This window comes from Bradyrhizobium diversitatis (assembly GCF_016031635.1).
GTDB classification, from domain to species: domain Bacteria; phylum Pseudomonadota; class Alphaproteobacteria; order Rhizobiales; family Xanthobacteraceae; genus Bradyrhizobium; species Bradyrhizobium diversitatis.
In genome coordinates this window covers 14,115-38,849 of record NZ_JACEGD010000047.1, presented here as the reverse complement: position 1 = coordinate 38,849, position 24,735 = coordinate 14,115, and the positions used below count along the sequence as shown (strand labels likewise).

The following is a 24,735-nucleotide window of genomic DNA, read 5'->3' as shown; positions in this document are numbered from 1 at the left end:
GGCACAGCCTCACGCGAACCGCCGCGCGAAGAAGACGCAGACGACCACGAGCGCGGTGGCGAGGATCATGCTCCAGGCGACGGGCTCATGCAGCAGAAGACCTGCGAGCGCCAGACCGAAGAACGGCTGCAGTTGCTGCAGCTGGCCGACGCGGGCGATGCCGCCGATTGCGAGCCCGCGGTACCAGAAGATGAAGCCGACGAACATGCTGAAGACGGAGACGTAGCCGAGCCCGATCCAGGCGGGCACGCTGATGCCGCTCCAGACGGGCGGCCATGTCAGAATCGCGAGCGCCGCCATCAACGGCAGCGCAAGCAGCAGCGCCCAGGAGATCACCTGCCAGCCGCCGAGCCGGCGCGACAGCGCGGCGCCTTCGGCATAGCCGAGGCCGCACAGCACGATCGCGGCCACCATCAGGAGATCGCCGGTGAGCGACGCCGAGCCGTCGCCAGCGAGGGCGAAGCCGGCCACCGTGGCGCTGCCGAGCACGGCGAACAGCCAGAACAGCGGTTGCGGCCGCTCACCGCCGCGCAGCACGCCGAAGATCGCCGTCGACAGCGGCAAGAGGCCGATGAAGACGATCGACCGCGCCGAGGTGATGTGCTGGAGCGCGAGCGCCGTCAGCAGGGGAAAGCCGACCACGACGCCGATGGCGACGATGGTGAGCGAGGCGAGATCACGCCGCTGCGGCCGCGCCTGCCGGAGCACGGCGAGCACCACAGCACCGATCAGCGCCGCGATGACCGCGCGCGCCGAGGTCAGAAACAGCGCCGAGAAGCCGCCGACGGCGACGCGCGTCGCCGGCAGCGAGCCGCTGAAGATGATGACGCCGAGAAGCCCGTTGCCCCAGCCGCTGGCGGAAGAGTGCATGTTGGTCTCGCTTGGGTAGGGGCCGGCGGATCGGGTGCCGCGGCGGTTGAACGCGTCGCGTGATGGCATGGAACAACAAAAGTTCGAAAACAACCCCATGCACAGTAGACGGGGGTTGCAAGATCAATGGGTTAGGTGGGGGGCGGGATCGGGCGCGCGTCGGGCGGGGTTTCGGGAGGCAAAAAGTCTAGGAAACGTGGTTTGTCGCGGCTGTTCGGCGCATCGGTGCAAGCCGACGAGATTGGCGGCGAGCGGTGTCGCCCATTCCGAATGACGTCTCCTGTCATTTGCTTCGTCGGGCAAAACAGGAGCATAGTGGCATCATCGCAGGAGGTCGGACAGGGAGGGCTTTGGCCCAGATCTCTTGAAGGCGTTTGCCGCCGGACGGTGCGCGTTTTGTGCACTGTCACCGCAACATCCAGCACCCGCTCAGGCAAATTGAGAATAGCGGGACAGCTGAAAGAAGGGTTCTGCCTGGTAGGACGGATCGGTGGCAAGGCGAGCAAGCCTTTGCCCGATGGCGGGCGCGAACTTCGCACCATGGCCTGAACACGTGGAGCAGACGATCAGGCGGGACTCCGGCCAGCGATCGATGATGAATTCCTCGCCCGCATCGGACAGGCGGTCGGCGGGCGCACTATTGGTGTAGAGGCAGACGTCGCGATCGATGATGGGCCCGGCCGCGCCGGGGACGAGGGCGGCCAACGCGTCGCCGACCGGGCGGAGTTCGGCATCGGTGGCCTGCGGACCCCAGTCGTCCGGGCCGACCACGGGCCCGTGGTTGTGAGGCGCAGCTTTGACGCCGCGCTGTTCGAAGTCCGGAAAGCCGTAGACGATGTCGTTCGGACCTCGGTCCAGAATGAAGATCGGGAAACGACCGAGCGCCACGCTGTCGGGGCTGACAGGCGCGAACCAGCCGACCGCCTGTCGGGTCACGTTGAGCAGCGCGCCTAGTCGCGGGAGTGCGCGACCGAGCCATGGGCCCAGCGCCAGTATAGCCCGCTCGGCGAAGAACTCTTCGCTCGCCGTGCGGATCGACACGCCGTCGCGGTGCGGCGTGAAGCTCGCGCGTTCCGGAATCACGCGCTTCCCGGCGCGTGCGCGCATCAGTTTCATGACGACCTCGGTGTGCAGGATCGCGCCGCCGTCCTGTACGACGACGTCCCAGTCGTCGGGGAGGCTGAAAGCCGGAAATTCTTTGTTCGCTTGAGCCGCGGTCATCTTCGGATCCGCCCGCCCTTTCGCGATCGCGGCCGCGCGCGAGGACGCCACCATGGCGGAGCCGGAACGGCCAGCCTCCAGAACGGGGGTTTCCGTCAGAACCGTTTGACCGCTTTCGGTCTGCAGCCGGATCCAGCCGGCATGAGCCTCGTCGCTCAGGCTGGTGTAGTTGGGGTTTTCGAAATTGAAGCGACGGAAAATGCGACATGAACCATGTGACGAGCGGCGATCCGAACCGGGTCCGACAGGATCGAAGCCGAGCGCATCGACGCCGGCATCCAGCAATGCACCCAGCGCTGCTCCGCCCATGAGCCCCAGGCCCAGCACGGCTACTTCGCATTTTCGCATGAAGGCCTCGCGAGCGATGCTACGACGCGCCGATCATCCTGATGATTTCGCGGGTTTGCAAGGGCGACGGGAGGGCGGTTACGGCCGGCATCGACAACGCCGTATTAGATCAATGGTGCCGCATCAGGGCCATCAGGTCCGTTCCTGTCATCGACGGCCTGCTCGCGGCGACGGCGCTCACGCACGATCTGACGCTGGTGACGCGGAATAATCGGGACTTTGCGGGCTGGGGGTGAGGGTGATGAGTCGGTTTGGGGAAATTGATCTCGGTCTCGGCTTGCTTCGAATGACGTCACGCGGCCTTCGCGCAAAACAGGTGCATGATGGCATCATTGCGGGAGCGTTCGACGGCAGGCTTTCGGCCGGGCCTCCCCAAGGTGACCGAGTTGCAGCCGGACGTTGGTCATCGGAACAGGGCACAATGTTACCATTGTGAGGAGTTGCCAGAGCCCCGTTGTGCTATGACGCGCAATCGCTTCGATCAGACCGCACAAGTCGTTGATTGATATACATTATCGTGAGGAAGACGCCTGCGACGGCGAGCCATAGCCGCCTGCCATTACATATCCGACGGATATCGTTTTGACCCACCGTAGCTATTATCCCCAACCGATGGGTTGACGGCACACAACGAAGCTATTGCGAGTTGTAGATCCGCTGACTCGACCCGAACGAGCCAAGAAACTCATTGAGCGCCTTTCCTCTGAAAAAGCCCTTGTCTTGGATACCTCTGGAGTTGGAAATATTGACTCACTGGTTGAGCTACTGAAACAGCATCAGGTTCATGTACGTGTTTCGCTCGACACGATTTCGCGTCAAAATCAAAAACTCCGACCCATCAATCGGCTATATGTCCGCTCCGGTACCTCAACCGAGGGAGCTGTGCAGACGATCGATCGATGCCTCAAGGAAGGGATACCAATCACGGTGCAGACCGTGATCACCTCTTTGAACGACAATTTCGATGACTGGTGTGATTTGCGGGATTGGCTCGTGTCACGCGGAGTGCGTCACTGGGTTTTGCACGTCGTCGTGAAGGGTGGAAGCGCACGAAGGATCGAAGAGGCTGCACGAGGCAAACGCAGCGGTGGCATATCGCCCAGCCAACAGGTGTATCAACGCCTCTGGCGATTGGTCGATGAGACGATGAGGCTGAATTTACCCATCGATATTAGATGCACCGACACCGACACAACCCCTAATTCCGTTCTCCTCATCGGCAGCAAGGGCGATCTCTATACCGAAGGCTATGCTCACAAGGGAAAGGTCCCCTTGTACAAGGTTGGCGACGCTCGGCCAGACTTGATCCAGGCACTTTGGCCTCATCTTGATCGCTTCGGGCATGCTCGACGGTATCTGAACTGGAATCCTTGGTTCTTTGATGGGAACAGCTTGGAAGAGATTTGTCGTAACATCGACACTCCGCCGGTCTCAGAGGGCCAAAACAATAGGAATCCGGTAGAGACCGAGTCGAAACATCCCGTGATCGACGAACGGAAATTACATCAACTACTCAAAAAGCACGGCTTTCGGGCCGACGCTCCCACAACGTTCCAACGCGATGAATATTTTGACACCCCTGAGTTGCTGTCGAAGAGACTCGACTACGTTGTTAGGCTTCGCAACGAAGACGGCTCGCTGGCGGTAGCGCTAAAAGGGCCTCGGCACTGGATCGGTGAAGCCTATTCACGGATCGAACTAGAATTCCCGGCTGGATCCGAAAACTTGGTCAGAGACGCACTGAGCCGGAGCGGATTCGGCGTAACTTGGTTCTTCGAGAAACGTAGGACCACGTTTAGACGACCTGGTGACGGGCTGATCGTGGCGTTAGACGAAATTCCTGAGTTAGGTCATTTCCTGGAGATTGAAGGAAAACTCTCCGAGATCAGAAAACTAGAAGAACTGCTAAACGGCGTTCTTGGTCCACACGAGAAACGCAACTACGCGGAACTTTTCAGAGCGTTCAAGCTCGATGCGGGAGTGCGCCCCGAATCAATAGTTGGCGCGGCGTTCTCTAAAAGCTCCTAGGCAGCACCTACTGCAAAGCAGCCCTTGTGAAGCGTGGCGGAGAAGGAGGGGTTCGGACTCCCGATAGGCTTGCACCAATGCCGCATTTCAAGTGCGGTGCATTCAACCACTCTGGCACCCTCTTCTGAAGGCGCCATTGAGAGGCTGCGGCCCCTAGCGTGAGAGGCGAACGAGCGCCGCGGCAATCGATCTACCCCAGCGCCACCCCGCCTAATACAACGGCTCCTCATACATCGGCTCGCCGTCGAGCAGCAGCCGCTTGATCGCCGGGCGGCCCGAGGGCAGCACGGCGGCGACGATGCGCAGCTTCTGCTGGTTGCGGGCGTCCTCGAGCTTCCTGCCCTCGCCTTCGGGCACGAAATAGCTTTCGAGGCCGTATTTGATCGGCAGCTTGTCGCAGAACCGTCGCCGGTCGTCGCCGCAGGCCCCGCCGTGATTTCCGACGCGGCCGCGGATCAGCACGTCGGGCGCGGTGACCGTAACAGGCTCGGCATGCACCGAGACGGCTTGATAGATGCCGCCGGCATTGGGCGCGAGCTTGACGAAGACATCAGGATGGCGCGCGTCCGCGGGCTTGCCGGCGAGCGCGCCGGCCGGCAGTTGCGAGATGTCGTAGCGGAGCACGACATAGTCGCCGCGCAGGAGATCGCGGGGATCGACCGGCTGCGTCTGCAGGGTGACCTCGACGCCGTCGCGCAGGATCTGCATGCGGTCGGCCACCATCAGCACCAGCAGCGCAGATTGCAGCAGGACGGCGATGCCGAATAGCACGGCTTTCGGGATGCGCCGGCAGAACGCAGCCAGCGATGCGATCAGCCCTTTCATCGCGCGGCCCTCGGCAGCATGCGGTTGAGCACCGTGGCAAAGGCGACGGCCGCGACGCCCGCCACTGCCAGGAAGGCCGAGCGGTGCAGCAGCGAGCCCTTCACGGCCCAGGTGATGCCCGCGACCAATCCGGCGATGCCGAGCCAGCCGGCGACGACGCGCGGACGCACATCGTCGAGCATGCCTGATACGACGAGGCACAGCATGGCAGAGAGCAGCGCGGCATAGGCGAGCCAGGGCTCGCCGGCCGCAGGCGCCGGCCACAGCGGCGCGGCGAGCAGCACGAGGGCGATCGCGCCGGCCGCCAGAACTTCGCCGGGGCGCCTAGTGAACGCGGCGGACGCCAGCGCAAGGATCACGCCGGCAGCGCCGCACAGGATCGCCCACAGCGGCTGGACCGATGCCTTCGCGGTCCTGATGTGGATGATGTCGTCGACGGTCGTCACCTCGAGGAAGGCAACGCCAGCCAGCGACAACGCGCCATAGACCGACAGCACGCTGCCGAGGCGGAGCGCCCGCGGCGACGGCACTGCCGCGATCGCAAGGCCCGCGCCGAACACCAGCGCCGCGCCGTTGGCGAGCAGGAAGGACGGCTGGGCGCCGTCGAGCTCGACGCGAAGCGCGGTCGCGATCCACCACGGCAGCAGCGCGAGCGCGACGAGATGGGCCGCGACGCGGCAATTCCAGGCGAAGGCCGTCGCGGCGGCGACGAGCCAGACCGCCACGAACGGAAGATGCAGGACATCGGGCGCATCGTAAGTCCGCATGCAGGTCCAGATCGAGGCCGCGACGAGCCCGACCGCGAGCGCGCCGCGCGATCCGGTCAGCAGCGCCGCGGCAAACGCGCCGATCGACCACAGCAGCATGCCGCCGGCAAAATCCTCGCCGAGATGATACATCTGGCCGACCAGCGCGATGCCCGCACCGAAGATGATCGCACCGACGCTGGCGCAGAGATCGGCGAGAACAATGCGGCCGCTCGCAGCGAACCAGGCGCCGAGGCCGCCGGTGACGACCAGGCCGGCGAGCAGGATCGCGAACCGCATCGGTCGCAAGATCTCCGTCCAATGTGCCGCCACGAAGGCGAGGAACGCGGCCGCGATCAGCAGGCCGCCGACGATGGCGACGACCATTGCGATGTTGATGCCCGCCGGAAGCGGCGGCAGCGCATTGCGGATCGAGGCCGCCGCCGCCGGCGCGATCACGCCGTCGGCCTCCCATCGCGCAAGATCGGCGTCGAGGCGCTGCCGGTAGGATTTGTCGAACATCGTTGGGGAATTACTCGGGGTCGTCGGAGGGCGGGACGTTGCTAGGTCGGACCCCACCCATAACAGGTTCAACCCGTCAGCGCTCTGCAGGACAAAGCGGCCATCTTGAACTGCGGTCTAGACTTTTAGCGCCGACGAACTAGTTCGATCGGTCGAGATGCGGCAGATCGATGCCTGACGCGGGCACAATCGGTCTCGCACTCCGCTCAGAAATATTTCAATGAACATCGAATGCAGTCATTGGCGATAGTCCGATTGGACTGGCCGCAGCCGCTCACTGGTTTGAAATATTCCGGTTCGCCGCTATGAGGCAGGCGAAACGGTTGTCGCCAATGCTCGCGATTGTGCCCGCGACGGAATGCCACTGGATGACTTGACGAATCTCAAGAACGGCTGCCGCCCAATTGCAACGATGGCTTCATCACATGGACCTGGTGAGAAGCCAGGTGGCTCTTCTGGCCGCCCATCCGCCAGATAACGTCAAAGCCCCGGCACGTCATCTTCTGCCCCGGGCGACCGTGAGAATCCTCTCTTCCCCTACATTCGCGAATCGAACTGTTCGAAAGCAGCTTCGCTGAGGATTCGGCGACTAAAGTTACGATGGTGAAATCAGCGGCAAGTGGCTGAGTTACTGGCTCTGACTACGTCCAAAACGACGCGATTAACGTCAGCGAGCGGAGTAATCTACGTGCTGTTTAATTCTTATCAGTTCATACTCGTATTCCTGCCTGCCGTACTGTTCGGCTATTTCGCCCTGCGTTTCTTTGCGACCAAGGCCGTCACCTTGCTTTGGTTGATCGGCGCATCCCTGGCGTTTTATGCGGCTTGGGACCCATGGAATCTTCTGGTGCTCTTCACGAGCATCGCCCTCAATTTCATCTGCGGCACGAGCCTCGCGGATCGCGCGCGAAGCGGAAGGCCAACCGGACTTCTGCTTGCCGTGGGCATCGCATTTAACCTCTGCATGATCGGCTATTTCAAGTATGCAGGCTTTCTTGCCGCCAACGTCAATACGATTTTTGGAACCGACATTCCTGTCCTCGATCTGGTGTTGCCGCTGGCGATTTCGTTTTTCACATTTCAGGAGATCGCCTATCTCGTCGATTCGTCACGGGGCGAAACGTACGGGTACCGCTTCAAGGATTACGTACTGATGGTGGTGTTCTTCCCGCACCTGATCGCCGGGCCGATCGTCAATCACCGGATTTTAATGCGTCAATTCATGAGCAACGAGCAATTGAGCGCGAGGGCCCCAACTCTTGCGCTCGGAAGCGGCCTTTTCGTACTCGGCCTTGCAAAGAAGGTGCTGTTCGCTGATGGCATGGCGCCGCAGGCCAATCTGATTTTCGACGGTGTGGCCAGGGGAGCTTCGCCGACCTTTGCCGAAGCCTGGGTTGGAGCCCTGGCGTATACGTTGCAGCTCTATTTCGACTTCTCCGGCTATTCCGACATGGCGATCGGATTGGGCCTCCTGTTCGGGGTTCGCCTTCCGCTGAATTTCAACTCGCCGTACAAGGCAGAAAACCTCATCGATTTCTGGCGACGCTGGCACATGAGCCTGTCGGCATTTCTCCGCGATTATCTTTACTTTGCTCTCGGCGGCAGCCACCGAGGGGAAGTACGGCGGTTTGCAAACCTGATCGTCACCATGCTGCTCGGCGGGCTGTGGCACGGCGCGGGATGGACATTCGTCTGCTGGGGAGCGTTTCATGGCTTCGGGCTGGCCATATGCCATTTCTGGATACGTCTCTTCGGTACTGCCCAACGCAGCGGCACCAGTCGATCCGGGGCCATGGTTGGCCGCACTCTTACCTTGATATTCGTCGTGTTTGGGTGGGTGCTGTTCCGCGCGGACTCCATGGGAAGCGCAACCAAGATGATGGGGACGATGATCGGACTGAATGGATTCGATCTCGGGATCAATGCCGACCGGCAACTGACCACCCTGCTGACGCTGGCGTCTATCGTCACTTTGTCGGCGATTGCGCTGTTTGCCCCCAACTCACAGCAGTGGCTGGGTTACGATCCGCAGCATCGGGCTGAAGAGCACTCCTCCTGGGCCAGTCACTTTGCGACTGCCTACCCGGTGCACGGCGTGGCGTTGGGCTGCCTTTTCGTCTTCACGCTGACCCAGATGTCCATCGTGCAATCTTTCCTCTATTTCCAGTTCTAACCGGAGGAATCCAAAATGCAGATGATCCGGACGGGCGATGAAGGTAGCGCCGAACGTCGCGCGCGGGTCTGTCTTGCCGCATTTTCCACTACGGTCCTCCTGTCGGTGGTTGGATTCTTTGCAGCACTCGGAGTTTTGCGGGCCGTTGATCGCCTGCCGCCGCCTCCGGTATCCGGGACGTGGTGCATCGACGGCCGTTTTGTCTGGCTGAGAGACAACCCGGATTGGAAGAATGCGGCGCTCATCGGGGTGGGGTCGTCGGTGACTTGGCGTAATCTCGATTTCCATGTGGTTCGCCCCGAGGGGGGGATCATAAACGCAGCGCCCTGCGCCCTAACCGTCAATCAGACTCGTTATATGACCGAGTTTCTTCTCTCGCGCGCATCGAACGCAAAAACTGTGATGATGGTCCTTGCACCGCGAGACTTCCAAGGCTGTTCGAGGAATCCGACTGCATTTTTCGATCCTGATCTGGTCGATCAATTCATCGATCGAAAACTAAGCAACAGACTAGACAGGGCGTGGCTTCGCTTTCGTAACTTTCGTCTCAAAGACGTCTTCTTTCACGTGCTTTACGCCGAAGAGCGCCGCTCCGAATTGCAGTTTGACGAGTTTGGATCCGGCCCCCTGGTCAGGGACGTGCCGGACGCGGGATACCCGGTCAAGCCGGAGTCGAGTTGCTATGCGGAACTAACCGGCCTCGCCACCTGGCTCGAATCGAAGGGCATTCAGTTCGTTGCGGTGACCTTTCCCGTCATGCCGGGGTGGGCCGCACGTCACGACCGATCCCGCTCGATACGAGAACAATTCAGATCTGCGGTCGCATCTGCGCTTGCCCCTACTAAAGCAATCTTGGTCGATGGCATGACCGAATGGCAAGTGCCGGACTCGGCATTTACAGATCCGGTGCATCTGCAATGGGCAGAAACGGCTGCGTTTACCCGTTATGTCTGGAAGGCTGCTCAACAGAGGGGCGCAGACTTGCCTCGTCTGAAGAGTGAGGGGAAATGACGGCAGCGAGCAGGTCGGAGACGAGAAGCAGCTCAACAACATGCGACAACCGGAAAGAGCCGCCGCGTGCTGCCGGGCGGTCGCGGGGTGTGGGCTGAAGGCTTTATTTTGCGAAGGTTCAGATAAGCCCAGACGGCGCATCGATAGTAACGCAGCCATGGTGCGGACCGCCTGTGCCGGAGGCGGCCTGACGTTCGTTGGAGCGGTGTCCGACCGAGCTCAGCCGGGTCGCATGTTGCGACAGACCTTTGCAGGTCGAAAGCACGGACCATTTGTCGAGGGCTGCTGGGTGGCGGAGAGGGAGGGATTCGAACCCCCGATAGGCTTGCACCTATGCCGCATTTCGAGTGCGGTGCATTCAACCACTCTGCCACCTCTCCTGAAGGCGCCATTGAGGGGCTGCGGCCCCTGTGGTTGGGGGCGTTAATAGGCGAGGATGGCGGGCCAGACAAGGCGCGGGAGACGAAATTCGGGACGGTTTTCCGCCGAACCCTGCAACGGTCGCGGTGCCGGCGGCGCCGTTTGCGGATTTTGGCGCGCGTTTGAGCGTTTCGGGCCGGAGTTTTCGCGCTTCGGCCGGCGCGGGGGCCGAGGCCGCAGACGCGAATCACGGCTCGAAGGGAAAGCAGAAGGGGGTGGGACCGCCAGACGCGGTAAACACTGGCGGTCCCGTGCCGCTCATTGAAATACTGGCCAGGAAGGGCGGCTTCGCCGGCCGAGTGAAAGCGGCGATTTCGACCGTAGCGTGCGGTCTGCATGGCGCAACGCAATCCGCCCCTTAACCTAACCGGTCAAGGTTACTCCTTGTCTGCCTTGTTGTCTGACTTGCCCTTTTTCTTCCCGTTCTCCGTGGAATCCCGGTCCTTGCCGTTGCCGTTCTCCTTGCGGCGGTTGGTGAAGCGCGCATTGCCGAGCCCAGTGCCGATGGTGAGCACGCCCCAGCGCCCGACATCCTGCATGAACGGCACTTCCGACAGGCCCTGAACGACGCCGTCATTGTGCATCAGGATCGCGGTGTCGTGCTCGCCGATGACGGGGATCGCCTCGACGAGGCTTGCCGGCAGGTTGAACTTGCTGCTCTCCCAATTGCCCGGCAGGTTCTGCGCGCCCTTCTCGATCGAGCCGTCCGCGTTGATCACCCCGGGGCAGGCGATGCCGATGAAAGGCGCGAGCTTGTAGCCTTCGGTCTCGGCTTCCGTGATCAGCCCCTTCAGCATCTTGGTAAGCCGCTTCACCGCGCCTTCGCGCGTCGGCTCGTCATCGGCGTGACGCCACAGTTCGGAATGCACCACCTTGGCCTTCGACAGATCCTTGGCCTTCTTCCAGCTGGTTTCCACCAGGCCGCAGCGGATGTTGGTGCCGCCGATGTCGACAGCGAGGATGCTGTCATGAGCCTCGAAGATCCAGGACGGCGCCAGATGCAGCGCGCCGAGCAGGCCGGCTTCGTCGGGATGATGGCGGATCGGCTGCAGGTCGATCTTAAAATCCTCGGATTTCAGGATGATCTCGGCACGGGCGATCACGAGCTCGCCGAGCCGGGAATCGCGAAAACCGCCGCCGACGACGATGCGCTCGGTCTTGGCCCAGGCCTTGGTCTTGAGGAAGCGGCGCGTGACATAGGCGAGCTCCTGGGAGAAGTCCTCGATCGCGCTGTGCACCACGGCCGAGGCCTCGGTGTCGTCGCCGACCAGAATGGCGTCCAGCGTCTTCTTGTTGATCTCCTCCGTCGGCACCTTGCCGAACGGGTCCTCTCCCGTCTTGCGCAGCGGCTTGCGCCAGCGCTCGAGGACGTCCCGGAACGCGCCCTTGCTGGCGCGGTCGCCGAGAAAACCGTCCTCGTCCTTGATCTCGATGTTGAAGCTGTCGACATCCACCGACGGCAGCCGCTCGGCGCCGTGCTGGGCGATGCCCGTTGTCTTGACCAGTTCGTCCGTTGCCATGATAGCCCTTGCCCGCGAGAGATTTGCGAGGACAACGGCGAGGGAACCCGATGGTTGCAGCCCGGGCCGAGATTCCGCTCCGCTCTCGCAAACGCTCCAAATCCTTCAGATCTCGGGCCTTTTCCCGCGGTTTTCCTTGACTCGCGGCGTCCAGCGGCTATAAGTCCCATAGCCGGCGCGGGGCGTTTCTCGCGCCGCTTGCTTTTGCGTGGGTTTTCAAAGGGGTAAGCCCCGCCCGCACAATCGCGCATAAACCCTTAGCGACTGACAAAAAGCCGGCCCCGACGATATCAGTCGCGAGGCCGGGATTGAACACGAAGGAAAAAAACGATGTTCGCAGTCATCAAAACCGGCGGCAAGCAATACCGCGTCGTGCCGGATGATGTCCTGGAAGTAGGCAAGATCGAAGGCGAAGTCGGCTCGATCGTGCAGTTGAATGAAGTTCTGGTGGTCGGCGGCGACACGCCGGTGCTGGGCGTCCCGACGGTGGCGGGTGCCTCCGTGGCGGTCGAGGTGCTCGACCACAAGCGCGGCCCCAAGGTCATCGCGTTCAAGAAGCGCCGCCGCAAGAATTCGCGCCGCAAGCGCGGCTACCGCGACGAGATCACCGTGCTGCGCGTCAGCGAGATCCTGACGGACGGCGCCAAGCCCACCAAGGGCCCGCGCCCGAAGCGGGAGAAGGTGGCCAAGGAGCCGGCAGCCGAAGCCGCCGAGTAACGAGATTCGATCACGCCAGTTCACGAATTGAGGCGTGAGACCTTTTGAAATGATTCCGTCAAGGAATTGACCTAGACATACGCAGGATTTCGGAGACGAGCCATGGCTCACAAAAAAGCAGGCGGTTCATCGCGTAACGGACGCGATTCCAAAGGCAAGCGCCTCGGTATCAAGGCGTTCGGCGGGGAGATCGTCACTCCCGGCAACATCATTGCGCGTCAGCGCGGCACGACCTGGCACCCGGGCCTTAATGTCGGCATGGGCACGGACCACACTCTGTTCGCCAAGATCGAGGGCCGCGTTGCGTTCCAGGCTAAAGCCAACGGCCGCACCTTCGTATCGGTACTCCCGATCGCCGAGGCGGCTGAATAGACGGTGGATCAAATTTGGAGTCCGCCGGTCCCGACTGAACCGGCGGAGTCCTAGAGATCGAGAGATCGAAGGCTCCAGGGGAGGCGGGAAACCGGCCTCCCCTTTTCTTTGACTTGCTCACTTCGAATTAGTGACTTTCACGGAGCCGGACATGTTGCAGGATTTCTCGAGCGTGACCTTGCAGGAGGCGAGACCCAGCGTCGTCGCCACCGAGCGGCTGACCTTGCGGCGGCCGACCCTCGCCGACGTCAGGACCATCGCCCGGCTCGCCAATGACCGCCGTGTCGCCGAGAACACGCGGCGCCTGCCGCATCCCTATTCGCAGGACGACGCCGTCGCATTCATCCGCGCCACCGCCGCGCTCGGCAGCGAGACCGTGTTCCTGATCGAGCACGACACCGGGCCGGTCGGCATGGTCGGCATCGACTGCTCCACGCCCGGCAACGCCGAACTCGGCTACTGGCTCGGCGTCGAGCACTGGGGCCTGGGTTATGCGACCGAAGCCGCACGCGGCGCGATCGATTTCTTCTTCGAGGAGTTCGAGGACGAGCATCTCCATGCCGGCGCGCGCGTCACCAATCCGGCCTCGCGCAACGTGCTGGAGAAGTGCGGCTTCCAGTGGAGCGGCGTGCAGCTGCACCGCTTCCTGGCGCTGGGTTCCTCGACGCCCGTCGACTGCTTCCGCCTCTCGCGCGGCGTCTGGGCGTCGCTGAAGAGCTGGAGCAGTGCGCGACGCATGAAATAGCGCAAGAGCTCACCACATTCTCCGCTGTCGTCCCGGGGCGCGACGAAGTCGCGAGCCCGGGACCCATAATCCCAGGGAGGAGTGAGGGGCAGAACTCCCACTCCGAGTCTTCGTCACACCACTCCCTGTGGGTATGGGTCCCGGGCTCGCGCTTCGCGCGCCCCGGGACGACGTCGTGGCTACGCCGGCGGATTCACCTCGGGCGTCGCGTGCCCCAGATCCCGCTCGCGCAAATAGATGTAGAACCCGGCACCGATGATGATGGCGGCGCCGACGAGGGTTGCGATCGACGGCACGTCGCCGAACACGACGAAGCCGAAGATCACGGCCCACACGATCATCGAATATTGGTAGGGCACGACGACGCTGGCCGGCGCCAGCTTGAGCGAACGGTTGACGCAGAACAGCGCGGTCACCGAAATCAGACCGGCGGCGGCGAAGATCACGAGGCTGCCTGGCGTCGGCGGCACCCAGTGAAACGCCGACAGCACCGCGCCGAGCGAGAACGTGCCGACGAATTGCGAAGACGCCATCACGATGTCGGGCGTCTTGCGCAGGCTGCGCGTGATCAGCATCAGGGTCGCAAACGACAGGCTGCCGCCGAGCGCGATCAGCGCCGGCAGGCTGACGGTCTGCGCGGACGGGCGCAGCGCGATCAAGACGCCGCAAAAGCCGATCAGGATGGCGGTCCAGCGCCGCCAGCCGACCTTCTCGCCTAAGAAGATCGCCGACATCGCAGTGACGAAGATCGGACCGGCCAGATAATAGGTGATGACGTCGGCAAGCGGCAGATAGACCGTCGCGAGAAAGAACGCCGCGACTTCCAACGTCGACAGCACGACGCGAATCAGCTGCAAGCCCGGCCGCTCCAGATGCAGGAACTGGTGACGCTGCGTCCAGATCATCGGCGACAGCAGGAGCAGCGCCGCGCAGGCACGCAGAAACAAGAGCTGGCCAACCGAATAGGTGCCGACCAGAAACTTGCCCATGGCGTCGCCGAACGAGAACATGAAGATCGACAGCACCATCAGCGCGATGCCGGCCAGCCGCGCCGAGCGGTCGTCATAGGCTGAGAGGGTCTTGAACAGGGACATTGGCAAGGGTGCGGATTCAGAGGCTCGTCATTGCGAGGAGCTCCTGCGACGAAGCAATCCAGACTGCTTCGATGGAGGCAGTCTGGATTGCTTCGCTCCGCTCGCAATGACGGGCGGAGGGAGCGTCGAAAAGCGGCGAATAGGGTCGCTTGCGGTCGTTTTAATGACGGGAGCCGCCGCGGCAAGCCCGCGCAAGCCGAATTGAACGGATTGTCGCACTCTTCGCATCGCGGTAGCGATGAACGCCCCAGCGACGAAAGAGCTCTGACATGACCGACTTCGATCCCACCCAGCATCGCATGATCCCCGCGCAACGCTGGTTTGAGGATTTCGTCGTCGGCGAGCGTTTCGTGCTGCCGAGCCGAACCCAGACCTCGGCGGTGTTCGCCGCATTCCAGACCGCGAGCGGCGACACCCATCCGGTGCACTACGACGTGGAATATTGCCGCAGCCGCGGCATGCCGCATCTGCTCGCCCACGGCTTCCAGACCTTGATCCACACCGCGCCCGGCGCCGGCCTGTTTCCGTTCATGGTCGAGGACTCCCTGGTCGGCTTCCTCGAGCAATCGAGCCGGTTCCTCAAGCCGGTGTTCGCCGACGACACGATCTACCCCGCGCTCGAAGTCACCGAGCTGGTGCCGGGTCGCTCGACCGGCGTGGTGACGCTTCGCAGTACCGTGTTCAACCAGCGCAAGGAGCTGGTGCTGGACGGCCTGCAGAAATTCCTGATCCGGCGCCGCCCGGCAGGTTAAGCAAGGCGCGATTTCGCGAGAAATTCGGCCAAACCGCGGGGCAATGCGGGTTGCCGCGGGGGACCTGCTGGCCTACCTATGGCCCATGAAATTCCTCGACGAAGCAAAGGTCTATATCCGCTCCGGCGACGGCGGGAACGGCTGCGTGGCGTTCCGCCGCGAGAAGTTCATCGAATTCGGCGGTCCCTCCGGCGGCAATGGCGGCCGCGGCGGTAACGTCATCATCGAGGTCGCCGATGGCCTCAACACGCTGATCGACTACCGCTACCAGCAGCACTTCAAGGCCCAGAAGGGCGAGAACGGCTCGGGCTCGGACCGCCACGGCGCCAACGGCAAGAACATCGTGCTCAAGGTGCCGGTCGGTACCCAGATCTTCGACGAGGATCGCGAGACGCTGATCCACGACTTCACCAAGGTGGGCGAGAAGTTCGTGCTGGCCGAGGGCGGCAATGGCGGCTTCGGCAACGCGCATTTCAAGTCGTCGACCAACCGCGCGCCGCGCAACGCCAATCCCGGCCAGCCCGGCGAGGAGCGCTGGATCTGGCTGCGGCTGAAGCTGATCGCCGATGCCGGACTCGTCGGCCTGCCCAATGCCGGCAAGTCGACCTTCCTCTCCAAGGTCAGCGCGGCGAAGCCCAAGATCGCCGACTATCCCTTCACCACGCTGCATCCGCAGCTCGGAGTCGTGAACGCCGACGGCCGCGAGTTCGTGCTGGCCGATATTCCCGGTCTGATCGAGGGCGCGCATGAAGGCGCGGGCCTCGGCGACCGCTTCCTCGGCCATGTCGAACGCTGCCGGGTGCTGCTGCATCTCGTCGACGCGACCTGCGAGCACGCCGGCAAGGCCTACAAGACCGTGCGCAAGGAGCTCGACGCCTATGGCGGACAGCTCACCGACAAGATCGAGATCGTCGCGCTGAACAAGATCGACGCGGTCGAGCCGGACGAGCTCAAGAAGCAGAAGGACCGCCTCAAGCGCGCCGCGAAGAAGACGCCGCTGCTGCTGTCCGGCGCCACGGGCCAAGGCGTGAAAGAAGCCTTGCGTGCGCTCGCGGACGTGATCGGCGAGAGCCCGGTCTCCGCCAAGGCGAAGAGCGCGGCGGAAGCGGAGCCGTGGTCGGCTTAAGCTCTCACTGTCGTCCCTGCGAACGCAGGGACCCATACCGCGTGATCCATCGATTGCGGATGGTCGTAGTCCCCGAACGACCAGTCTTCGCCAAACCACTGCCTGGGGTTATGGGTCCCTGCGTTCGCAGGGACGACAGCGGAGGATGCGGCTATGAATGCGCGCATCACCCGGCTTGTCATCGCGCTCTCGATAGAGCAGCATCAAATAATCAAGAAAATGCAGGGATGAACGCATGGCGCGCGCGAAGAACGTTCTCTGGATCATGTGCGACCAGCTTCGCTATGATTATCTCGGCTGCACCGGCCATCCCACGCTGAAGACACCGAACATCGACGCCATGGCGAAGCGCGGCGTGCTGTTCACCAACGCCTATGTGCAGTCGCCGATCTGCGGGCCGTCGCGGATGTCGTTCTACACCGGACGCTACATGCGTTCGCACGGCTCGCATTGGAACGGCTGGCCGCTGCGCGTCGGCGAGCCCACGCTCGGCGATCACCTGGGCAAGATCGGCGTGCGCAACGTGCTGGTCGGCAAGACCCACATGGCGCCCGACCTCGAGGGCATGAAGGCGCTCGGCATCCCGCCGGAATCGATCATCGGCGTGCACGTCGCCGAATGCGGGTTCGAGCCTTACGAGCGCGACGACGGCCTGCATCCCACGGGGCGGCCGCGACCGAAATACGATGACTATCTGCGCCAGCAGGGCTTTGAAGCAACCAATCCCTGGGAGCATTGGGCCAATTCAGGCGCGGCCGACGATGGCTCCCTGCAGAACGGCTGGCTGCTGGTGCATGCCGACAAGGCCGCGCGCGTGCCGGACGAGCATTCCGAGACGCCCTACATGACGCGGCGCGCGATGGACTTCATCACCGAGGCCGAGACCGACGGCCGGCCGTGGTGCCTGCACCTGTCCTACATCAAGCCGCACTGGCCCTACATCGCGCCGGAGCCCTATGCGAGCATGTATTCGACCGATGACATGATTCCGGCAATCCGCTCCGAGCGCGAGCGACAGAATCCGCATCCCGTGTTCGGCGCCTATATGGACATGCGCTACTCCCGCAACATGGCGCGCGACGATGCCCGCGACAAGGTGATCCCGACCTATATGGGCCTGATCACGCAGATCGACGACCAGATGGGCGTGCTGATGAAGTTCCTGGAGGACCGAGGCCTCTTGGACACCACCATGATCGTGTTCACCTCAGATCACGGCGACTATCTCGGCGATCACTGGATGGGCGAGAAGGATCTGTTCCACGAACAGTCGGCGAAGATCCCGCTCATCATCATCGATCCCTCGAAGGAGGCCGACGCCACGCGGGGCACGCACAGCGACGCGCTGGTCGAGGCGATCGATCTTGCGCCGACCTTCGTCGATTATTTCGGCGGCAAGGTGCCGGGCCACATCCTCGAAGGACGTTCGCTGCTCCCGCTGCTGCGCGGGCCGACGCCGCCGGATTGGCGCAAGGTGGCATTCTCCGAATACGACTACGCCATGCAGGACGTCCGGCTGAAGCTGAACCAGCCGATTGAACGCTGCCGCCTGTTCATGGTGTTCGACGGCCGCTGGAAATACATTCACGCCTCCGGCTTCCGCCCGATGCTGTACGACCTGGAAACCGATCCTCAGGAATACGTCGATCGCGGCGACGATCCGGAATGCGCGGGCATCATCGCGCGCCTCCAGGCCGAGCTGTTCGACTGGGCGCTGCATCCGAACGGCCACATCACCACGCCGCGCGAGAAGATCGCGGCCTATGCCGATAACCAGCTCCAGGTGAAGGGTGGGGTCTTGATCGGCATCTGGGACGAGAAAGAGCTCGCGGCGATCAAGGACGGCATCGCGCAGCGCGCGAAACTATAAGACCCTCATGGTGAGGAGGCGCGACAGCGCCGTCTCGAACCATGCAGGCCGAGCCGCAGCAGCGGGGCCTTTCATCCTTCGAGACGCGCGCAAAAGCGCGCTCCTCAGGATGAGGGGATAGAGAGAGCGCGCCGCTCTCTCTAGGCATCAAGCCCAGCGACGACCGCGCAAATGCTGCCGACTAACGGTCGACCAAACGGCCTTCAAATTTCGGCTTACCTGGTACCAGAAAGAGCCGGTACCACTCCATATCCTTTCGCTCGGCGATTTCAGCGTCCGAGAGTTTGGCCGTCTCACCGAGGCTCGACTGGTCAACTCCGAGATTTTGCCCAGCCACGTAGACTGCGTAGTCACCCCGCTCGATATCCGCAGAAATTGGAGGATCGGTGTCGATCACCGACATGACGTGAATATGCCCGCTCTCGCAACTGAAATGCACGCACGTGATCCGCTGCCACTCATCCGATGAAGGCGGCCCGTCACTCGACACCAGCTCAACCCAATGGTCGTTAAGATCGGCTTCGGTGCCAATCATTCGAAACGCCGGCACGCCGGCAAAACCTTGCCTGGTTTTCTCCGCGTCCCAGTTCTCCTCGCTCTCAAGGGACCTGAATGGATCGTCGCACACGACGATCTGATAATTGCTCGCAAACACGCGCGCCGCGCCGAGTAACCGCTCTGTCATTGTCGACCAAATAGATTCAATTCTCGATCTTGTAGCCCGTCGCCTTGACGATCGGCTGCCAGAACGCCGTGTTTGCGGCGAGCTCCTTCGTCAATCCTTCCGGCGTCGACCCGACCGGGATCATCCCGATCGCCGTCAGCTTCTCCTTCACCTCTGGCTTGGCCAGCGCCGCGCTCGCGGCCGCGCCGAGCTTGCCGGCAAACTCCGGCGGGCTGCCGGCGGGAAGCCACATGCCATACCAGGCGTCCGCGACGAGATCGATGCCGTTCTCCCTCAGCGTCGGAACGTCGGGCGCGAACGGCGAGCGTTCGGCGCTCGCGACCGCGACGATCTTCACGCCCTTGGCGCGATGCTGCGGCAGCGCATCGGCCAATGTCACAATGCCGAACGAGATATGGCCGCCGACGAGGTCGTTGAGAATCGGCGCGCTGCCGCGATAGGGCACCCGGGTCAGGGGAATGCCGAGATCCTTCTCGAGCCTGGAGCCCGTGAAATGAGGGATGGTTCCGTTGCTCGGCACGCCAAACGACGTCTTGTCGGGATGCGCCTTCAGCCAGGCGACAAAGCTCTTGAAATCCGGGACGTCGATCCCCGGGCCGATCACGACGGCGAACTCGAACCGCGCCAGCAGCGACACCGGCATGAAGTCCCTGGCCGTGTCGAAGCTCGGTGTCGTCTCCACCATCGGCAGCAGGTACATGGTGGGGCCGGTCGTCACCAGCACCATGCTGCCGTCGGGGCTTGCGCCCTTCACCGCCTTGATCCCGATCAGGCCGTCGCCGCCGGTGCGGTTCTCGACCACGATGGTCCGTTGCAGCACCGGGGCCATCTCCTGCGCGATCAGCCGGCACAGCGTATCGCCGCCGGCTCCCGCTGCGAACGGGAAGATGATCTTGCTCAGCCCGGCCTGCGCCTGCGCTCCACCCGCATGCGCCAGGAGCGGCAGGCCGAGGCATCCGGTCATGAATTTGCGGCGATCCATACGTTTCCTCTCCAAGCCCGTTTTTGGTTGCCGGCATTAGAACCGGCTTGGCGTCCAAGACAAGGCCGACGTTGGCCGTTTACCATCTCGCCCGCCTTGCGCCGGCCATCGTCCTGCTGCAAAAGCAGGCCTCACCGGCGCCGCTCTTTCGCTCCGCCGCTTCCGATGCAGAGCAATTCGCCACACGCGCCAGCGCATACACACATGGCCAGCCCCGAACTCAGTCAATTCCGCCGTATCGTCGTCAAGGTCGGCTCCGCACTGCTGGTGGATTCCGACAAGGGCGAGGTACGCGCGTCCTGGCTCGCCGCGCTCGCCGACGACATGGCCAGGCTGCACAGCGAAGGACGCGACGTCCTGGTCGTCTCCTCCGGCTCGATCGCGCTCGGCCGCAGCCGCCTCAAGCTGCCGCGCGGTCCGTTGAAGCTGGAGGAGAGCCAGGCCGCCGCCGCGGTCGGCCAGATCGCGCTGGCGCGGATCTGGTCCGAGGTGCTGGGGGCGCACGGCATCGGCGCCGGCCAGATCCTGGTGACGCTCCAGGACACCGAGGAGCGCCGCCGCTATCTCAACGCCCGCTCCACCATCGGCAAGCTGCTGGAATGGCGCGCGATCCCCGTGATCAACGAGAACGACACGGTGGCCACCAACGAAATCCGCTACGGCGACAATGACCGCCTCGCCGCGCGCGTCGCCACCATGGCGAGCGCCGACCTGCTCGTGTTGCTGTCCGACATCGACGGGCTCTACGACGCCCCGCCGAAGAACAATCCGGACGCAAAGCTCATTCCCGTGGTCGAGAGCATCTCCTCGGAGATCGAGGCGGTGGCGGGAGACGCCGAGTCCGAGCTGTCGCGCGGCGGCATGCGCACCAAGGTCGAGGCGGCCAAGATCGCCACGACGGGCGGCACCCACATGCTGATCGCCTCCGGCAAGATCGAGCATCCCCTGCAGGCGATCGCCAATGGCGGCCGCTGCACCTGGTTCCTGACGCCGGCTAACCCCATCACCTCGCGAAAGCGCTGGATCGCAGGCACGCTGGAGCCGAAGGGCACGCTGACGATCGATGCGGGTGCCGTGACGGCGCTGCGCGCCGGCGCCAGCCTGTTGCCGGCCGGCGTGATCAAGGTGGAGGGCCAGTTCGCCCGCGGCGATGCCGTCATCGTCCGCGGCCCCGACAGCAGCGAGGTCGGCCGCGGCCTGATCGCCTATGACGCCGAGGTCGCCGAGCGGATCAAGGGCCGCTCCTCCCCGGACGTGATGAGCATCCTCGGCATCAGCGGGCGCTCCGAGATGATCCACCGCGACGATCTCGTAGTGGGCGGGTAAGTGACCGCACCGTCATTCCGGGGCGGCGCGCCAGCGCCGAACCCGGAATCTCGAGATTCCGGGTCTGGTCCTTCGGACCATCCCGGAATGACGGCGAAGGTGATGCGTGGATGGCTGGGACAAGCTCGGCCACGACGCCGGAGGCTGAGCCATCAGCCCACCCCAGCAGCGAGCGCCGGGAGACCTGCCATACCCGCCCCGCCCTTCGCAAAAGCAGGATTTCCGTGCTAGGACACCGCCTTAGCAGAAGGTTGAACCCATGGCCGCCCCCCTGAAAGCCGTTGACGGCAATGCCGATCTTCAGGCGCTGATGTCCGATCTCGGAACCCGGGCCCGCGCTGCCGCGCGCGTGCTGGCGCTGGCGCCGCCGGAGCAGAAGAACCGCGCGCTGGACGCGATGGAGCGGGCGATCCGCAACCATGCGGCCGCGATTCTCGCCGCCAATGCCGAGGACGTCGCGGAAGCCCGCGCCTCCGGCAACGCAACCTCCTCCTTCATCGACCGCCTGACGCTGACGCCGGCGCGGATCGAAGGCATGGCCGAAGGGATCGCCATCGTCCGCGGCATCGCCGATCCCATCGGCGTCGTCACCGAGAGCTGGCAGCGGCCGAACGGCATGACCATCGAGCGCGTACGCGTGCCGCTCGGCGTGGTCGGCGTCATCTTCGAGAGCCGTCCGAACGTTGCGGCGGACGCCGGCGTGCTGTGCCTGAAGTCCGGCAATGCCGTGATCCTGCGCGGCGGCTCCGACAGTTTTCGCTCCTGCCGTGCCATTCATGAGTGCCTGGTGCAGGGCCTGCGCGAAGCGGCCCTTCCCGAAGCTGCGATCACGCTGGTGCCGACGCGCGACCGCGCCGCGGTCGGCATGATGCTGTCAGGCCTGAACGGTGCGATCGACGTGATCGTGCCGCGCGGAGGCAAGAGCCTCGTCGCGCGCGTCGAGCAGGAGGCGCGCGTGCCGGTGTTCGCGCATCTCGAAGGCGTCAACCACGTCTATGTCGATGGCAGCGCCGACCTCGCAATGGCGAAGTCGATCGTGCTCAATGCCAAGATGCGACGCACCGGCGTCTGCGGCGCGGCCGAGACGCTGCTGGTCGATCGCGCCGCTGCCGGCAACAACCTGAAGCCGCTGGTCGAGATGCTGCTCGATGCCGGCTGCGAGGTGCGCGGCGACGACGCCGTGCAGAACGCCGATGCACGGGTCAAGCCCGCCAGCGAAGACGATTGGGACACCGAATATCTCGACGCGATCATCGCGGCGAAGGTGGTCGACGGCGTCGACGGCGCGATCGCGCACATCCAGAGTCACGGCTCGCATCACACCGACGCGATCGTGAGCGCGGACGAGGCTGCCGCGAAGAAATTCCTGAGCGAGGTCGATTCCGCGATCGTGCTGCACAACGCCTCGACGCAGTTCGCCGACGGCGGCGAGTTCGGTTTCGGCGCCGAGATCGGGATCGCCACCGGCCGGTTCCACGCCCGCGGTCCGGTCGGCGCCGAGCAATTGACGAGCTTCAAATATCGCGTCCACGGCACCGGGCAGACCCGGCCGTAAACGTCGCGAGGCGCGGGCATTGAGCAACAATTTCGTCGTGCCGCGTTCCCCGGCGCAAGCGGTCCCGCCCCACACGCCGGGCATGCGCATCGGCCTGCTCGGCGGCTCCTTCAATCCGCCGCATCAGGCGCATCGCGCCATCAGCCAGTTTGCGCTGAAGCGATTGCAGCTCGATCGCGTGTGGTGGCTGGTCACGCCCGGCAATCCGCTGAAGGAGAACGGCACACTGCACGAGGTCGGCGCGCGCATGCAGGCCGCGCGCGACGTCGCGGATGATCCGCGCATCGAGGTGAGCTGTCTCGAATCCGTCATCCGTACGCGCTACACTATCGACACGATCAACACCTTGCGCCGCCGCTTCCCCGGCCTGCGCTTTGTCTGGATCATGGGCGCCGACAATCTCGCTCAATTCCACCGTTGGCAGGACTGGCGGCGCATCGCCGCCCAGGTGCCGATGGCCATCATCGATCGCCCGCCGCAGAGTTTTCGTGCCCTCGCCTCCCCCGCCGCCCAGGCGCTATCGCGCTACCGCCTGCCCGAGACGAAGGCGGCAGGACTTGCGGATCGGCCGGCGCCCGCCTGGGTCTTCCTGACCGGATTGAAGCTGAACCTCTCCTCGACGGGCCTGCGGAACCCGGACGGGAGCTGGAAAGGTACGAAGTGAGACGAAGTGTGCGGGCCGGGGGCTCTCTGGCATATTGAAACCCTTAACCCCACATGATGTAGTGTAACCAGTGAGCGCCGGATTCGCGTTCGCGATACAGTGAAAGGAATGGTCCCTGACCACATCTGTATTGTCCAAGTCAGCTTCGACGAAGCCTGTTTTACCCAAGGTTGCCAAGCCTACGCGTAAAACATCGACCAAAGCTGCGGACTTGAAGGCGCAACCCGACGCCGACAAGACGCTGAGCCTGATCCTCTCCCGCCTCGAGGACATGAAGGCGGAAGAGACGGTCACCATCGACCTTCGCGGCAAATCGGCGTACTCCGACTACATGATCGTGACCACCGGCCGGGTGAACCGGCACGTCGGCGCGATCGCGGAAAACGTCACCAAGAGCCTCAAGGAAAACGGCATCAAGAACATCCATGTCGAGGGCTTGCCCAATTGCGACTGGGTGCTGATCGATTCCGGCGACGTGATCGTGCACGTGTTCAGACCCGAGGTCCGCGAGTTCTACAATCTCGAGAGATTGTACACCCAGGGCCCGGGGGCGGCGAAGGCGATCTAGGCTCATCGAGCCGATTTCGAATCGGCTGACGCGCATGCTAGCGTCGTGCGCGCGCTTGTTGCGCGCGGTCTTGAAGCGCGACCCTGAAGATATCAGACCCTGAAGATATCATGCGTGTTGCTGTCATTGCGGTGGGCCGGCTGAAGCAGGGCCCCGAACGGGAGCTTGCCGACCGCTATTTCGAGCGGTTCGACGAGGCCGGCCGCAAGCTTGGATTCCGCGAGCTCAGCATCCACGAAATTCCCGAGAGCCGCGCGCGCGATCCCGCGACACGGATGGCCGAGGAGGCCACGGCGATCTCGGCGCATATCCCGGAAAGATCCGTCCTGGTGGCGCTGGACGAACGCGGCCAGAATCTCGAGTCCACCGTATTCGCACGGCATCTCGGACGCTGGCGCGACGAAGGCGCCGGACATACTATTTTCGTGATCGGAGGGGCGGACGGACTTTCGCCCGAATTGCGCCGTAAGGCCAAGCTCGCGATCGCGTTCGGCTCTGCGACCTGGCCGCACCAAATGGTCCGCGTCATGCTTCTGGAACAGCTTTATCGGGCCGCCACGATTCTGGCGGGCCATCCCTATCACCGCGCGTGATG

Annotated in this window: 23 protein-coding genes, 2 tRNA genes and 1 other annotated feature; of the genes, 15 read left to right on the top strand and 10 right to left on the bottom strand. The window is 63.4% G+C overall.

Annotation, left to right across the window (positions count from 1 at the left end; genetic code table 11):
• Positions 1-9: 9 nt before the first annotated feature.
• Positions 10-870, bottom strand: a complete 861-nt coding sequence (locus H1B27_RS34925; RefSeq protein ID WP_197969151.1) for a DMT family transporter — start codon at positions 868-870, stop codon at positions 10-12.
• A gap of 429 nt (positions 871-1,299) precedes the next feature.
• On the bottom strand, positions 1,300-2,418 hold the full coding sequence (locus tag H1B27_RS34920) for an FAD-dependent oxidoreductase (protein WP_197969150.1): 1,119 nt from the start codon (positions 2,416-2,418) through the stop codon (positions 1,300-1,302).
• A 62-nt stretch (positions 2,419-2,480) separates the two neighbouring features.
• Between H1B27_RS34920 and H1B27_RS40500 the strand changes: the two genes are divergently transcribed.
• Together H1B27_RS40500 and H1B27_RS34910 are read left to right on the top strand one after the other, a co-directional pair.
• Positions 2,481-2,675 carry a PIN domain-containing protein gene (locus tag H1B27_RS40500; RefSeq protein WP_197969149.1) on the top strand — a complete coding sequence of 65 codons (195 nt, stop codon included), beginning with the start codon at positions 2,481-2,483 and terminating at the stop codon, positions 2,673-2,675.
• A gap of 646 nt (positions 2,676-3,321) precedes the next feature.
• Positions 3,322-4,467: a class IV adenylate cyclase gene (locus H1B27_RS34910; protein ID WP_197969148.1), complete on the top strand. Its 1,146-nt coding sequence runs from the start codon at positions 3,322-3,324 to the stop codon at positions 4,465-4,467.
• A gap of 34 nt (positions 4,468-4,501) precedes the next feature.
• Here H1B27_RS34910 and H1B27_RS34905 read toward each other — a convergent pair.
• The 3 genes from H1B27_RS34905 to H1B27_RS34895 form a co-directional block, all read right to left on the bottom strand.
• Positions 4,502-4,592: transfer RNA gene (locus H1B27_RS34905), tRNA-Ser, on the bottom strand.
• Positions 4,593-4,677: 85 nt separating this feature from the next.
• On the bottom strand, positions 4,678-5,292 hold the full coding sequence (locus tag H1B27_RS34900; RefSeq protein WP_197969147.1) for a GDYXXLXY domain-containing protein: 615 nt from the start codon (positions 5,290-5,292) through the stop codon (positions 4,678-4,680).
• Positions 5,289-6,560, bottom strand: coding sequence for a DUF2157 domain-containing protein (locus H1B27_RS34895; RefSeq protein WP_197969146.1), 1,272 nt, complete (start codon positions 6,558-6,560; stop codon positions 5,289-5,291). The genes H1B27_RS34900 and H1B27_RS34895 overlap by 4 nt, the downstream gene beginning before the upstream one ends.
• Positions 6,561-6,984: 424 nt before the next feature.
• Positions 6,985-7,040, top strand: a sequence feature (sul1 is cis-regulatory element that is thought to sense ions involved in sulfur or methionine metabolism; They are found in Alphaproteobacteria).
• Between the two features lie 208 nt (positions 7,041-7,248).
• Between H1B27_RS34895 and H1B27_RS34890 the strand changes: the two genes are divergently transcribed.
• Together H1B27_RS34890 and H1B27_RS34885 are read left to right on the top strand one after the other, a co-directional pair.
• Positions 7,249-8,733 carry an MBOAT family O-acyltransferase gene (locus H1B27_RS34890; protein WP_197969145.1) on the top strand — a complete coding sequence of 495 codons (1,485 nt, stop codon included), beginning with the start codon at positions 7,249-7,251 and terminating at the stop codon, positions 8,731-8,733.
• A gap of 15 nt (positions 8,734-8,748) precedes the next feature.
• Positions 8,749-9,744, top strand: coding sequence for a hypothetical protein (locus tag H1B27_RS34885; protein ID WP_061880227.1), 996 nt, complete (start codon positions 8,749-8,751; stop codon positions 9,742-9,744).
• Between the two features lie 290 nt (positions 9,745-10,034).
• Here H1B27_RS34885 and H1B27_RS34880 read toward each other — a convergent pair.
• Positions 10,035-10,124 (bottom strand) — tRNA-Ser (locus H1B27_RS34880).
• Positions 10,125-10,541: 417 nt separating this feature from the next.
• The gene (locus H1B27_RS34875) at positions 10,542-11,684 is read right to left on the bottom strand and encodes an ROK family protein (RefSeq protein WP_197969144.1); all 1,143 of its coding nucleotides are present in this window, start codon (positions 11,682-11,684) and stop codon (positions 10,542-10,544) included.
• Between the two features lie 330 nt (positions 11,685-12,014).
• On the opposite strand from H1B27_RS34875, the gene rplU reads away from it, so the two are divergent.
• From rplU to H1B27_RS34860, 3 genes are all read left to right on the top strand, one after another.
• Complete coding sequence (gene rplU, locus H1B27_RS34870; protein WP_124163569.1) at positions 12,015-12,401, top strand: 50S ribosomal protein L21; 387 nt, start codon at positions 12,015-12,017, stop codon at positions 12,399-12,401.
• A 102-nt stretch (positions 12,402-12,503) separates the two neighbouring features.
• Positions 12,504-12,773, top strand: coding sequence for a 50S ribosomal protein L27 (gene rpmA, locus H1B27_RS34865; protein WP_008538809.1), 270 nt, complete (start codon positions 12,504-12,506; stop codon positions 12,771-12,773).
• A gap of 151 nt (positions 12,774-12,924) precedes the next feature.
• Complete coding sequence (locus H1B27_RS34860; RefSeq protein ID WP_197969143.1) at positions 12,925-13,518, top strand: GNAT family N-acetyltransferase; 594 nt, start codon at positions 12,925-12,927, stop codon at positions 13,516-13,518.
• Positions 13,519-13,697: 179 nt separating this feature from the next.
• Here the strand turns inward: H1B27_RS34860 and H1B27_RS34855 are convergent, their stop codons facing one another.
• Positions 13,698-14,612: a DMT family transporter gene (locus tag H1B27_RS34855; RefSeq protein ID WP_197969142.1), complete on the bottom strand. Its 915-nt coding sequence runs from the start codon at positions 14,610-14,612 to the stop codon at positions 13,698-13,700.
• Between the two features lie 269 nt (positions 14,613-14,881).
• Here H1B27_RS34855 and H1B27_RS34850 point away from each other — a divergent pair, with 269 nt between their 5' ends.
• The 3 genes from H1B27_RS34850 (at position 14,882) to H1B27_RS34840 (ending at position 18,360) form a co-directional block, all read left to right on the top strand.
• Positions 14,882-15,364, top strand: a complete 483-nt coding sequence (locus H1B27_RS34850) for a MaoC family dehydratase (RefSeq protein WP_061880222.1) — start codon at positions 14,882-14,884, stop codon at positions 15,362-15,364.
• An 85-nt stretch (positions 15,365-15,449) separates the two neighbouring features.
• The gene (obgE, locus tag H1B27_RS34845; RefSeq protein WP_197969141.1) at positions 15,450-16,490 is read left to right on the top strand and encodes a GTPase ObgE; all 1,041 of its coding nucleotides are present in this window, start codon (positions 15,450-15,452) and stop codon (positions 16,488-16,490) included.
• 235 nt (positions 16,491-16,725) lie between these two features.
• Positions 16,726-18,360, top strand: coding sequence for an alkaline phosphatase family protein (locus H1B27_RS34840; RefSeq protein ID WP_197969140.1), 1,635 nt, complete (start codon positions 16,726-16,728; stop codon positions 18,358-18,360).
• Positions 18,361-18,541: 181 nt separating this feature from the next.
• Here the strand turns inward: H1B27_RS34840 and comJ are convergent, their stop codons facing one another.
• Positions 18,542-19,045 (bottom strand): competence protein ComJ, encoded by a 504-nt coding sequence (comJ, locus tag H1B27_RS34835; protein ID WP_197969139.1) that lies wholly within the window; start codon positions 19,043-19,045, stop codon positions 18,542-18,544.
• A 16-nt stretch (positions 19,046-19,061) separates the two neighbouring features.
• Entirely contained in the window at positions 19,062-20,027 is a 966-nt protein-coding gene (locus H1B27_RS34830; RefSeq protein ID WP_197969138.1) for a Bug family tripartite tricarboxylate transporter substrate binding protein, read from the bottom strand.
• Between the two features lie 204 nt (positions 20,028-20,231).
• On the opposite strand from H1B27_RS34830, the gene proB reads away from it, so the two are divergent.
• The 5 genes from proB (at position 20,232) to rlmH (ending at position 24,733) form a co-directional block, all read left to right on the top strand.
• On the top strand, positions 20,232-21,353 hold the full coding sequence (proB, locus tag H1B27_RS34825; RefSeq protein ID WP_197969137.1) for a glutamate 5-kinase: 1,122 nt from the start codon (positions 20,232-20,234) through the stop codon (positions 21,351-21,353).
• A 259-nt stretch (positions 21,354-21,612) separates the two neighbouring features.
• On the top strand, positions 21,613-22,908 hold the full coding sequence (locus H1B27_RS34820) for a glutamate-5-semialdehyde dehydrogenase (protein WP_197969136.1): 1,296 nt from the start codon (positions 21,613-21,615) through the stop codon (positions 22,906-22,908).
• Positions 22,909-22,927: 19 nt separating this feature from the next.
• Positions 22,928-23,572, top strand: coding sequence for a nicotinate-nucleotide adenylyltransferase (locus H1B27_RS34815; protein WP_061880217.1), 645 nt, complete (start codon positions 22,928-22,930; stop codon positions 23,570-23,572).
• Between the two features lie 211 nt (positions 23,573-23,783).
• Entirely contained in the window at positions 23,784-24,140 is a 357-nt protein-coding gene (gene rsfS, locus H1B27_RS34810; protein ID WP_024338888.1) for a ribosome silencing factor, read from the top strand.
• 110 nt (positions 24,141-24,250) lie between these two features.
• Positions 24,251-24,733 (top strand): 23S rRNA (pseudouridine(1915)-N(3))-methyltransferase RlmH, encoded by a 483-nt coding sequence (gene rlmH, locus H1B27_RS34805; RefSeq protein ID WP_197969135.1) that lies wholly within the window; start codon positions 24,251-24,253, stop codon positions 24,731-24,733.
• Positions 24,734-24,735 lie beyond the last annotated feature (2 nt).